General features: G+C 69.1%; 10 protein-coding genes and 1 tRNA gene. 7 read left to right on the forward strand and 4 right to left on the reverse strand.

Annotated elements, in window-relative coordinates; translation table 11 throughout:
- Positions 1–30: 30 nt before the first annotated feature.
- Positions 31–1,533 (reverse strand): beta-N-acetylhexosaminidase, encoded by a 1,503-nt coding sequence (locus tag AB0N07_RS02775; RefSeq protein WP_365831369.1) that lies wholly within the window; start codon positions 1,531–1,533, stop codon positions 31–33.
- A 132-nt stretch (positions 1,534–1,665) separates the two neighbouring features.
- On the opposite strand from AB0N07_RS02775, the gene AB0N07_RS02780 reads away from it, so the two are divergent.
- Positions 1,666–2,529: a DUF4429 domain-containing protein gene (locus AB0N07_RS02780; protein WP_365831371.1), complete on the forward strand. Its 864-nt coding sequence runs from the start codon at positions 1,666–1,668 to the stop codon at positions 2,527–2,529.
- 52 nt (positions 2,530–2,581) lie between these two features.
- On the opposite strand, the gene AB0N07_RS02785 is transcribed toward AB0N07_RS02780, so the two are convergent.
- A complete protein-coding gene (locus tag AB0N07_RS02785; RefSeq protein ID WP_365831373.1) occupies positions 2,582–4,147 on the reverse strand; it encodes a metallophosphoesterase family protein in 1,566 nt (521 codons plus the stop codon).
- A 177-nt stretch (positions 4,148–4,324) separates the two neighbouring features.
- On the opposite strand from AB0N07_RS02785, the gene AB0N07_RS02790 reads away from it, so the two are divergent.
- Complete coding sequence (locus AB0N07_RS02790) at positions 4,325–4,582, forward strand: hypothetical protein (RefSeq protein WP_365831513.1); 258 nt, start codon at positions 4,325–4,327, stop codon at positions 4,580–4,582.
- Between the two features lie 12 nt (positions 4,583–4,594).
- Positions 4,595–6,412, forward strand: coding sequence for a glutamine--fructose-6-phosphate transaminase (isomerizing) (gene glmS / locus AB0N07_RS02795; protein WP_365831375.1), 1,818 nt, complete (start codon positions 4,595–4,597; stop codon positions 6,410–6,412).
- Between the two features lie 119 nt (positions 6,413–6,531).
- Here the strand turns inward: glmS and AB0N07_RS02800 are convergent, their stop codons facing one another.
- Positions 6,532–7,098: a GPR1/FUN34/YaaH family transporter gene (locus tag AB0N07_RS02800; RefSeq protein ID WP_115908016.1), complete on the reverse strand. Its 567-nt coding sequence runs from the start codon at positions 7,096–7,098 to the stop codon at positions 6,532–6,534.
- A gap of 150 nt (positions 7,099–7,248) precedes the next feature.
- Entirely contained in the window at positions 7,249–7,776 is a 528-nt protein-coding gene (locus tag AB0N07_RS02805) for a universal stress protein (RefSeq protein WP_115908015.1), read from the reverse strand.
- A gap of 333 nt (positions 7,777–8,109) precedes the next feature.
- On the opposite strand from AB0N07_RS02805, the gene AB0N07_RS02810 reads away from it, so the two are divergent.
- The 4 genes from AB0N07_RS02810 (at position 8,110) to AB0N07_RS02825 (ending at position 10,943) form a co-directional block, all read left to right on the forward strand.
- Positions 8,110–8,442: a hypothetical protein gene (locus AB0N07_RS02810; RefSeq protein WP_115908014.1), complete on the forward strand. Its 333-nt coding sequence runs from the start codon at positions 8,110–8,112 to the stop codon at positions 8,440–8,442.
- A 377-nt stretch (positions 8,443–8,819) separates the two neighbouring features.
- A complete protein-coding gene (locus AB0N07_RS02815) occupies positions 8,820–10,055 on the forward strand; it encodes a helix-turn-helix domain-containing protein (RefSeq protein ID WP_365831378.1) in 1,236 nt (411 codons plus the stop codon).
- Positions 10,056–10,163: 108 nt separating this feature from the next.
- Positions 10,164–10,766: an oligoribonuclease gene (orn, locus tag AB0N07_RS02820; protein WP_365831380.1), complete on the forward strand. Its 603-nt coding sequence runs from the start codon at positions 10,164–10,166 to the stop codon at positions 10,764–10,766.
- A gap of 104 nt (positions 10,767–10,870) precedes the next feature.
- Positions 10,871–10,943: transfer RNA gene (locus AB0N07_RS02825), tRNA-His, on the forward strand.
- The last annotated feature ends 90 nt before the right edge of the window (positions 10,944–11,033 follow it).

An 11,033-nucleotide genomic window follows, 5' to 3' on the forward strand; every position in this document is an offset into this window, starting at 1 on the left:
GCGACCAGCCCCCACCTGCGGTCAGACGAATCACCAGGGAACCTGCGGCGACCGGTAGTAGCCGATCCCCAGCGCATCCCACCGCGCAGCCTGCGCAGCAAGCCGCACCTTGTAGGCGTCCCAGTCGTGCGTGGACGCAGGCGACCAGCCGAGCTCGGCCGCCCCGGCCAACCGCGGGAACACCATGTGGTCGATGTCGGCGTCCGTCACGATCGTCTCGGTCCACAGCGGCGCCTCGACGCCCTTGATCGCCGAACCCGGCGCTCCGGCAAGGTAGTCGCCGGGATCCCAGTCGTACGACCGCTTCACCTCGACCAGCCCGGCCCAGTCCTGCCCGAGCGGGGTGTCCTCGGTGTACTTCATGTCGAGGTAGATCCGGTCGGCGGGCGAGAGGATCAGCCCGGTCCCGTTCTGCGCGGCCTTCACGACCTGAGCCTTCTCCGCCGCGTCGGTGTCGTCCAGGCCCCAGTACTGGGCGATCGCCCCCTTCGCCGGGTGCGCGCCGGTGATCTGGTGCCAGGCGATCACCGTCTTGCCGTACTTGGCGACGACCGGCTGCACCCGGTCCATGAACTTGACGTAGTCCTCGTGGCTGGTGGAGTGCGCCTCGTCGCCGCCGATGTGGAGATAGCGGCCCGGGGTGATCGCGGCCAGCTCACGGATGACGTCGTCCACGAAGTCGTACGTGACGTCCTTGCCGACGCACAGGGAGCTGAAGCCGACGTCGGTGCCGGTGTAGAGCGGGGGCGCCATGCCGTTGCAGTTCAGGTCGGCGTACGAGGCGAGGGCCGCGTTGGTGTGGCCGGGCATGTCGATCTCGGGGACGACCTCCAGATAGCGGGAGGCGGCGTACCGGACTATCTCCTGGTAGTCGGCCTTGGTGTAGTGACCGCCCCGGCCGCCGCCCACCTCCGTCGAGCCGCCGTAGGTCGCGAGCCGCGGCCAGGAGTCGACGGCGATGCGCCAGCCCTGGTCGTCGCTGAGGTGCAGATGCAGTTCGTTGATCTTGTAGAGCGCCAATTCGTCCATGTAGCGCTTGACTTGGGCCACCGTGAAGAAGTGGCGGGAGACGTCGAGCATCGCGCCGCGGTAGGCGTAGCGCGGGGTGTCCTTGATCGTGCCGCCCGCGACCAGCCACGGTCCGGGCTGTACGGACTTCTTCTCCACCGCGGGCGGCAGCAACTGGCGCAGGGTCTGGACGCCGTGGAAGAGGCCGGCGGGTTCGGCAGCGGTGATGGTGATGCCGCCTTCCGAGCTGTCCAGGCGGTAGCCCTCCGCCCCGAGCCCGCCCTTCGTCTGCCTCTCGAGCCGGAGTTGGATGCCGCCGCGGCCCCAGTGGACCAGCGGTAGCCGGTAGCCGGTCGACGGGCGCAGGATGTCCGCGAGGTACTCGCCGATCCGGCCCACCCGCGGGGAGTCGTCGACGCGGATGGCGGTGGCGCCGGTGATGCGGTACGGGGAGCCCCAGGGCTTGACCGATGCGAGTGCCGGAACCACCCGGTCGAGCGGGGTCGGGCTCACTTTCGTCGGCATGGTCGCTCCTACCGTGAAGGTGCCGGCAGCCGCCACGAGCAACAGCGACGCCAGAACGCGGTGCAGTCTCACATGCGCTCCCTCCGATTGGTAGAGACCACTCTCTCGCAGAACCGATGAAACAATCCCCCCATGGCGGAAATCATCCAGAGGGACGGCACGTGGGTCTTCGACGGCGATGCCCTCCGGCTGACGCCCGGGCGGGACAGGAACGTCAGCCTGCTCCGCCGGGCACTGGGTGAACTCGTCGTCCCGCTGGGCGCGTTGGCAGGGATCTCCTTCGAGCAGGGCAAGAAGTCCGGGCGGCTGAGGCTGCGGCTGCGCGACGGCGCCGACCCGCTGCTGCACGCCTCCGGCGGACGGCTCACCGAGCCGAACGACCCGTACCAACTGCTCGTCGAATCCGACCGCTACGGGGTCGCCGAGTACTTCACGGACGAGGTTCGCAACGCCCTGCTCCTGGACAAGGTCCCGTCCGATCCGGCGGACCAGTACCTGCTCCCGGGCCCGCCCGTGCCGCTCTCCGTCTCCGCGGGTGACGGCACCGTGAGCTTCGACGGCGAGCAGATCCGCCTGGAGTGGAACTGGAAGACGGAGGACGCCAAGGCCGCCGCCGGCACCCGCACCCTGGCCGTCACCGACGTCGTCGCCGTGGAGTGGCAGCCCGCGGCCGGCCTGGAGAACGGGCACCTGCGCTTCACCGTACGGGACGCGGCCACCAAGGCACCGCCCAAGTACGACCCCAACTCGGTGGAGCTGTGGGGCTTCAAGAAGGACCCGCTGATGGCGCTGGTCGCGGCGGCCGTGCAGGCCCGGCTGCCGCACCCGTCGGCAGCCCCCGTGGACGTATCGCCGAAACAGCTGGAGGAGCCGCCCCGGGACGACCACGACGCGCTGCTGCGGCGGCTGCGGGAACTGGGTGAGCTGCACCGCACGGGTGTCCTGACGGACGAGGAGTTCACGATGGCCAAACAGGCGGTCCTCAAGCGCCTGTAGCGCCGGCGAGGACCGCCTGTGACCCGTACGCCCTGTCTTCGGGGCGTACGCCCTACTTGGCCTTGCGCGCCACCGTGAAGTGGTCGATGCGGTCACCGGTCTCGGCGATGCCCGACACCTTCAGCTTGGCGTAGTGGCCGCGCGGCGCGGGCTCGACGTCCACGCGCAGGAAGGAGTAGTTGAGGTAGCGCACCCGGGACCAGGCGACGGTCTCGTTGACCTTGCCGTCCTTGGTGTTGATGAACGAGGCGACGGAGTCGACCTCGTGCTCGTGCCCCTCGTAGGAGTCCGGCGCGGTGAACGCGTACAGGCTGCGGCCCGCCGCGCCCGCCGTCACGTACACGACACCCTCGGTCTCGGGGTACGCGGTCTCGCCGATCGGCAGCTTCTTGGTGACCTGGTTGCCCTTGATCACGTCGGTGCGCTCGTACTGGTGGTTGTGGCCGTTGATGACCAGGTCCACCGTGTACTTCTCGAACAGCGGCACCCACTCCTGGCGCACGCCCCCCTCCGAGGCGTGCGCGGTGGAGGTGCAGTAGGCGCAGTGGTGGAAGAACACGACGATGAAGTCGATGTCCTTCGACGCCCGGAACTTCTTCAGCTGCGCCTCGAACCACTTGGTCTGGGTGCCGCCGGAGATGCCGAGGTTGGCGGGGATCTCGTACGACACGTCGTTCGGGTCGAGCGAGATGATCGCCGTGTTGCCGTGGACGAAGGAGTAGACGCCCGGCAGGTTCGCCTTGTCAGGACCGTTGTCGGGCAGCGTGAAGCGGGCCTCCTCGCCGCCGTAGCCGTTGGGCGAGTACCAGGCCTCCATGTCGTGGTTGCCGTAACTCACCATCCACGGCACGGACTTGGCGACCGACTCGGTCTGGGCGAGGAACTGGTCCCACACCCGCGAGTCGAAGCCGGTGTCGGCGGACTTGCCCTGGCCGGCCGGGTCGGCGTAGGCGATGTCGCCGGCGTGCAGGTGGAAGGACGGGTTCTGGCCGAGGATCAGGCTGTCGTTGGCCAGGCCGTGGTAGCTGACGCCCTGGTCGCCGAAGGCCGTGAAGGTGAACGGCTTCTTGTGCCTGGGCGCGGTGGTGAAGGTGCCCAGGGTGCCCAGCAGGTGCGGCTCGGCGGGGTCGAAGCCCTGGTGGCCGACGCCGTAGTAGTACGTCTTGCCGGGGCGCAGGTGGGTGAGCTTGGCGTGGATGTAGTACTGCGTGTGGTCGCCGCTGGCGCCGACACCGGCCGGGGTGTAGAGGCTGCGGACCTCGGCCTCGATCTTGCGGGAGAGGTCCCAGGGGTGGGCGCCGATGCGGATGAAGGGCTTGTTCACCGCGACCGGCACCTGCCAGGAGACGGTCATCTCGGTGCTGGCGTCGCTGCCGTAGGCGAGGTGGCGGCCGAACGGAGCGACGAGCGAGCCGTCGACCGTCTCGGTCGCGGGGGCGGTCCGCTGCGTGGGAACGGCGGCCTGGGCCACCGCACCCGGCACGAATGCGCCACCGGTGACGGCGCCGATCGTCACGGCGCCGCCTCTCATCAGGTTGCGCCGCGAGAATCTCGCGCGCAGGTACTCGTGCTGCTCGGCCATGCTCATGCGCTCGGCCAGCTGCTCCGGTACTCCCATACGAGGTATGTCCATGGCGTCTGAAACTCGTCGACTTGAGCAACGGCGCACAGGACTGAGGATGGACAGCTTGCGAACAGAGGTTCACAAGAACCTCAACAGTCACCCCGACAGTCCCTTGCCCGATATCGGGCAGGATTCTTGCGAAACCGCCTTCGGTACCTCAGGATCTACCGGGTGCACGACGAACTTGTTGATCATCTGACGCGGTCCACGCCCCTGAGCAGGGGCGAGGCGCTGCGGGTGATCCAGGACGTGCTCGCCTACTTCGACGAGACGACCGAGGAGTACGTCCGTCGCCGCCACCGCGAGCTGCAGGCCCAGGGCCTGGTGAACGCGGAGATCTTCGAACGGATCGAGGCGGACCTGAAATACCGGGCGGTCGCGCCGCCGGAGCTTACGCTCAGGCAGTTGCGCCGCATCGTCTACGGCTAGGACTACGTATACATGTGCGGAATCGTCGGATACATCGGGAAGCGTGATGTGGCGCCCCTCCTGCTGGAGGGTCTGCAGCGGCTCGAATACCGCGGCTACGACTCGGCCGGCATCGTCGTGACGTCCCCCAAGGCGGCCGGCCTGAAGCTGGTCAAGGCCAAGGGCCGGGTCCGCGACCTGGAGGCCAAGGTCCCGGCCCGCTTCAAGGGCACGACCGGCATCGCCCACACCCGCTGGGCCACCCACGGCGCCCCCTCCGACGTGAACGCACACCCGCACCTGGACGCCGAGGGCAAGGTCGCCGTCGTCCACAACGGCATCATCGACAACGCCTCCGACCTGCGCCGCAAGCTGGAGGCGGACGGCGTCGAGTTCCTCTCCGAGACGGACACCGAGGTCCTCGTCCACCTCATCGCCCGCGCCCAGGCCGAGACCCTGGAGGAGAAGGTCCGCGAGACCCTCCGGGTCATCGAGGGCACGTACGGCATCGCGGTGATGCACGCCGACTTCCCGGACCGGATCGTGGTGGCCCGAAACGGCTCCCCGGTGGTCCTCGGCATCGGCGAGAAGGAGATGTTCGTCGCCTCGGACATCGCCGCCCTGGTCGCCCACACGCGGCAGATAGTGACTCTCGGCGACGGTGAGATGGCCACCCTCAAGGCCGACGACTTCCGCACGTACACGACGGAGGGCACCCGCACCACGGCGGAGCCCACCACCGTGGAGTGGGAGGCCGCCTCGTACGACATGGGCGGCCACGACACGTACATGCACAAGGAGATCCACGAGCAGGCCGAAGCCGTGGACCGCGTGCTGCGCGGCCGCATCGACGACCGTTTCTCCACCGTGCACCTCGGCGGCCTCAACCTGGACGCACGCGAGGCCCGCCAGATCCGCCGGGTGAAGATCCTCGGCTGCGGCACCTCGTACCACGCGGGCATGATCGGCGCCCAGATGATCGAGGAGCTGGCCCGCATCCCGGCGGACGCCGAACCGGCCTCCGAATTCCGCTACCGCAACGCGGTCGTGGACCCCGACACCCTCTACGTGGCGGTCTCCCAGTCCGGTGAGACCTACGACGTCCTCGCGGCCGTCCAGGAGCTGAAGCGCAAGGGCGCGCGGGTCTTCGGCATCGTGAACGTGGTCGGCTCGGCGATCGCCCGTGAGGCGGACGCCGGCATCTACGTCCACGCGGGCCCCGAGGTCTGCGTCGTCTCGACCAAGTGCTTCACCAACACCACGGTCGCCTTCGCCCTGCTCGCCCTGCACCTGGGCCGCACCCGCGACCTCTCGGTCCGCGACGGCAAGCGGATCATCGAGGGCCTGCGCAGGCTCCCCGCCCAGATCACCGAGGTCCTGGCGCAGGAGGAGGAGATCAAGAAGCTGGCCGAGCAGTACGCCGACGCCCGCTCGATGCTCTTCATCGGCCGCGTCCGGGGCTACCCGGTCGCCCGCGAGGCCTCCCTCAAGCTCAAGGAGGTCTCGTACATCCACGCCGAGGCCTACCCGGCCTCCGAGCTCAAGCACGGCCCCCTGGCCCTCATCGAGCCGGCCCTCCCCACGGTCGCGATCGTCCCCGACGACGACCTCCTGGAGAAGAACCGCGCCGCCATGGAGGAGATCAAGGCCCGCAGCGGCCGCATCCTCGCGGTGGCCCACCAGCACGAGGAGAAGGCCGACGAGACGATCGTCGTCCCGAAGAACGAGGACGAACTCGACCCCATCCTGATGGGCATCCCCCTCCAACTCCTCGCCTACCACACGGCCCTGGCCCTGGGCCGCGACATCGACAAGCCCAGGAACCTCGCAAAGTCCGTGACGGTCGAGTAGCGGCACCCCCGACCCACCCGCAGAGGCCACACAACAGAACGGACCCCCACGTGCTGCCACCTGAGCACGGGGGGTCCGCTCCATGCGCCGGGGGCCGCCCAAACCCCCGGCCTGCGCAGCTAGCCGGTGGCCGTCACACCCCGACCGGCGGCACGCCGCGGAAGCACCGTCGGCCAGTGCGCGAGAGCCGCAGTGGCCGCGTACCAGGCAACCGCCCCGGCCGCCACGGCAAACCAGCCGCCCACCTTCGCGAGCGACCCGCTGGTCGCGAACTGCGCGATGGCGAGAAGCACCAGCGAGACGAAGAACAACCCGTACGTACCCTGCGTCAGTTGATCCCCACCCGCGAGGGTCAACGTCAGGGCCACGAGGGCGAACAGGGCCAGGAACAGCCCCGCCGCGTTGGCGGACATCGAGTTGCCGGCGGTCACGGCCCAGGTGAACCACAGCGCGCCGAGCGCCGAGTACGCCGTCCCGTTGACGGAGTCACCGTCACGGAAGGCGAGAAGTCCGGCGACGAAGAGCGCAACGCCGCCTACGTAGTGGGCCAGTGAGACGGCGTCAGCGGCCGACACGCCATTGATCACGTGGGTGTATCCGAGTCCGAACGCCAACAGGGTGATACCCAGGGCGAGTCGGCCGACCACGGTAGTGGTTCCGCTTCCCGCGGAGACGTCGTTGTCCACGGCGGGCTCCCTTCATGCATGTGCAGTTGTGCGGTGACCGATATATGCCCTTCACAAAGGCACAAACACCTCTACGCGCGAGTAGATTTGCGCGCTGCACAAAGGCGGGAGCCCGTTCCCGGATCGCATCTCACCTGGGAGGACGAGGAGTTACGGAATGACAACGACGGGCCGCTTCGCCCGCTTGGCGAGCCGCCCCGCGACGGAGCCGAAAATCCGCCCCACGATGCCCTGCGTGGAGCCGACGACGATCGCGTCCGCCTCGTACTCCCGCCCCACCTCTTCGAGTTCGTGGCAGATGTCGCCGCCGCGCTCGACCAGGATCCAGGGCACCTCGGCCAGATAGTCGGCACAGGCGAGCTCGAGCCCCAGTACCTCGGTGCGGTGGTCCGGCACGTCGACGAAGACCGGTGGCTCGCAGCCGGCCCACACCGTGGTGGGCAGCCGGTTGGCGACGTGCACGATGATCAGGCCCGATCCGGATCGATGGGCCATGCCGATCGCATAGGCGAGGGCGCGCTCACTGGACGTGGAACCGTCGAAGCCGACGACGACGCCGTGTTTGAAGGCTGGATCGCAGGAATGGCGTGGCTCTTCGGCCGCCTGGGGCTCGGCCGCCGTGGGATCGGCGACGGGGCGCTTGCGGTCCGCGGGTTCGAAGAATTCGTGACCGGCCATGGCTGTCTCGGCGTTTTGATCCTTTTATGGGAGGACCCGCGAGCGGATCTCGCTGACGGATGCAGCAGTGCGGCGGAGCTGTGTCCGGGAATCATCTTCCCAACCCCATACCCCCAAGGGTACGGCGGCACGCCTCCTTAGCCCAGATCCCACCCACGGTGCGTGGGGGTTCCAGGGAGCATGCACGAGGGTGCGCCCGTAACGCAATGGTTGCTGCGCTGTACAGGCGGTTTGCACAGGGTTCACTTGCCCGGGGGCCGACGGCGGCCGCGTACAGTGACCGCCCGGTCGAACACGCGTTGAACACCGAGACCCAGGCCCCAGGGAGCACGCATGTCCGGACCGCACCCCACCCCCGAGACTCCCCGCGCGACCGCCCCGCCCCAGGACACCGTGACCGATGTCGTCCGCTGGGCGGCGTTCAGCTGCGTCCTCGTCCCCGTGGTCCTTCTCTGGTACGGCGCCTCGCTCGCCGGTGCCGCCGGCACGGCGTTCGGTCTCGCCGCCGTCACCGCGGTGTGCCGGCTGCTGCTGCGCCAGTCCGAGCGCGTGGCGGCCCGTCCGCCGAGCGAGGATCACACCTCCCGCCGGGGCCGCCACCACAGGAGTGGCACGGGCGCCCACAGAGGCAGGCGTCACACTGGGGGAAGTACACCGGTCGGCTGACCGGTTTCCGCGCACACGTCCGATGCTTTTCAGCCAACTTCCGGACCCCGTGCACCCCTTGCCCCGGCCACCCCCCAACCCCCGTTCCACCTGCAGAAACAGGGGCGCGGGAGCCCCGCGCACCCTACGTGGATTGGCCACTGCGACAAGGCGCACTTCCCTGCACGGCCCGCGAGTGCAACGCTTCGTGATCGAATGCTTCACGCCAAGTTGCCATGTCGACAATGTGCCACTTGGCGAACTGGTCACACCGGCATCGTGCGACACAGTAGATTCGATCTTGACGTCTTACGGCGGGGGACTCGTGCAGGACCGAGGGGAAACGTGCAGGAGCGACACAACCGAGGAGCCGCGACCACCGAGGGGGGCTTAGCAGTATGAGCCACGACTCCACTGCCGCGCCGGAAGCCGCGGCCCGGAAGCTTTCCGGGCGACGCCGCAAGGAGATCGTCGCGGTGCTGCTGTTCAGCGGCGGCCCCATCTTCGAGAGTTCCATACCGCTGTCGGTGTTCGGGATCGACCGCCAGGACGCCGGCGTGCCGCGCTACCGACTGCTGGTGTGCGGCGGCGAGGAAGGCCCGCTGCGGACCACAGGGGGCCTGGAACTCACCGCGCCACATGGCCTGGAGGCGATATCGCGCGCCGGCACGGTCGTCGTACCGGCCTGGCGCTCGATCACGTCTCCGCCGCCGGAGGAGGCGCTCGACGCACTGCGTCGGGCGCACGAGGAGGGCGCCCGCATAGTCGGGCTGTGCACCGGCGCCTTCGTGCTCGCGGCGGCGGGCCTGCTGGACGGCCGCCCCGCGACAACACACTGGATGTACGCACCGACGCTGGCCAAGCGCTACCCGTCGGTGCACGTCGATCCGAGAGAGCTCTTCGTCGACGACGGCGACGTGCTGACCTCCGCGGGTACGGCGGCCGGAATCGACCTCTGTCTCCACATCGTGCGGACGGACCACGGCAACGAGGCGGCGGGCGCACTGGCCCGGCGTCTGGTCGTGCCGCCGCGCCGGTCGGGCGGTCAGGAGCGCTACCTCGATCGATCTTTACCAGAGGAGATCGGCGCCGACCCGCTCGCGGAGGTCGTCGCCTGGGCGCTGGAGCACCTCCACGAGCAGTTCGACGTGGAGACCCTCGCCGCCCGTGCGTACATGAGCCGGCGCACCTTCGACCGCCGGTTCCGCTCGCTCACCGGCAGCGCCCCGCTGCAGTGGCTGATCACCCAGCGGGTGCTGCAGGCCCAGCGGCTGCTCGAGACGTCGGACTACTCGGTGGACGAGGTCGCGGGCCGCTGCGGCTTCCGCTCGCCGGTGGCCCTGCGCGGCCACTTCCGCCGCCAGCTGGGGTCGTCCCCGGCGGCCTACCGTGCCGCGTACCGCGCTCGCCGTCCGCAGGGCGACAAGCCGGCCGACATGGAGGGCGCGGCCGGGGCTCCGGGGCCGGCGCCCCTGCTGCACCCGGAGGGACCGGTTCCGCTGCAGAGCCGGCGCGCGGCGGCGAGTGCCGTGGGATCGGGTGCGTCGCTTTCCGCCGCGGCCGCGGCGGAGAACGGCCGCGAGGCCTATGCGACGAGCCGGGCGAGTCTGCCGGGGCAGCGCAGCGGCACATGACGTCGAGGAGGGGGCGGGTGACCGAGGCCACCCGCCTCCTCCTCCCGTACCCCTGCTCCTCGAACACCAGGGGGCCGATTTTGCGGGCGCCAGCCTTAGGGTGGTCGCATGAACGATCGCATGGTGTGGATCGACTGCGAGATGACCGGCCTCTCGCTGTCCGACGACGCTCTCATCGAGGTGGCCGCCCTCGTCACCGACTCCGAGCTGAACATCCTCGGCGAGGGTGTCGACATCGTCATCCGCCCGCCGTCCAAGGCGCTGGAGACGATGCCGGAGGTGGTGCGTCAGATGCACACCGCGTCCGGGCTTCTGGACGAACTCGCCGGCGGCACGACGGTGGCCGACGCGGAGGAACAGGTCCTCGCCTACGTCCGCGAGCACGTCAAGGAGCCCGGCAAGGCCCCGCTGTGCGGCAACTCGGTCGGCACCGACCGCGGCTTCCTGCTCCGCGACATGCCGACGCTCGAGGACTATCTCCACTACCGGATCGTCGACGTGTCGAGCATCAAGGAACTCGCCCGGCGCTGGTACCCGCGGGCCTACTTCAACAGCCCCGAGAAGAACGGCAACCACCGCGCACTCGCCGACATCCGCGAGTCCATCGCGGAACTGCGCTACTACCGCGAGGCGATCTTCGTGCCGCAGCCCGGCCCCGACTCCGACACCGCCAGGTCGATCGCGGCGAAGCACGTCCTGCCTGCGGAGTAACGCCCCCGAGGGGGCGCCGCGAAAGGCGTGCGCGAGCACCCCTTCGGACCCTGTACACTTTTTCTCGGCCGGTCGGAAAACCACGAAGCAGACCGCCGGTCATGGTGGGTGTAGCTCAGCTGGTAGAGCACCTGGTTGTGGTCCAGGATGTCGCGGGTTCGAGTCCCGTCACTCACCCTGAGCAGTCCCCCCGACCCCAGCGTCGTCGAGTGACCAGCCCCAGTCATCACGATCCAATGATCAGGGAGGTGCCCCGATGACTACGTT

The sequence above is a fragment of the Streptomyces sp. NPDC051172 genome (genome assembly GCF_040682555.1).
In the GTDB taxonomy this organism is placed as follows: Bacteria; Actinomycetota; Actinomycetes; order Streptomycetales; family Streptomycetaceae; genus Streptomyces.

Bases quoted from the DNA above. Each gene is read 5' to 3' on its own strand.
- AB0N07_RS02810 (WP_115908014.1), top strand. From the start codon at position 8,110: ATGTCCGGACCGCACCCCACCCCCGAGACTCCCCGCGCGACCGCCCCG.
- AB0N07_RS02780 (WP_365831371.1), top strand. From the start codon at position 1,666: ATGGCGGAAATCATCCAGAGGGACGGCACGTGGGTCTTCGACGGCGAT.
- AB0N07_RS02775 (WP_365831369.1), bottom strand. From the start codon at position 1,533: ATGCCGACGAAAGTGAGCCCGACCCCGCTCGACCGGGTGGTTCCGGCA.
- glmS (WP_365831375.1), top strand. From the start codon at position 4,595: ATGTGCGGAATCGTCGGATACATCGGGAAGCGTGATGTGGCGCCCCTC.
- AB0N07_RS02785 (WP_365831373.1), bottom strand. From the start codon at position 4,147: ATGGGAGTACCGGAGCAGCTGGCCGAGCGCATGAGCATGGCCGAGCAG.
- orn (WP_365831380.1), top strand. From the start codon at position 10,164: ATGAACGATCGCATGGTGTGGATCGACTGCGAGATGACCGGCCTCTCG.
- AB0N07_RS02815 (WP_365831378.1), top strand. From the start codon at position 8,820: ATGAGCCACGACTCCACTGCCGCGCCGGAAGCCGCGGCCCGGAAGCTT.
- AB0N07_RS02805 (WP_115908015.1), bottom strand. From the start codon at position 7,776: ATGGCCGGTCACGAATTCTTCGAACCCGCGGACCGCAAGCGCCCCGTC.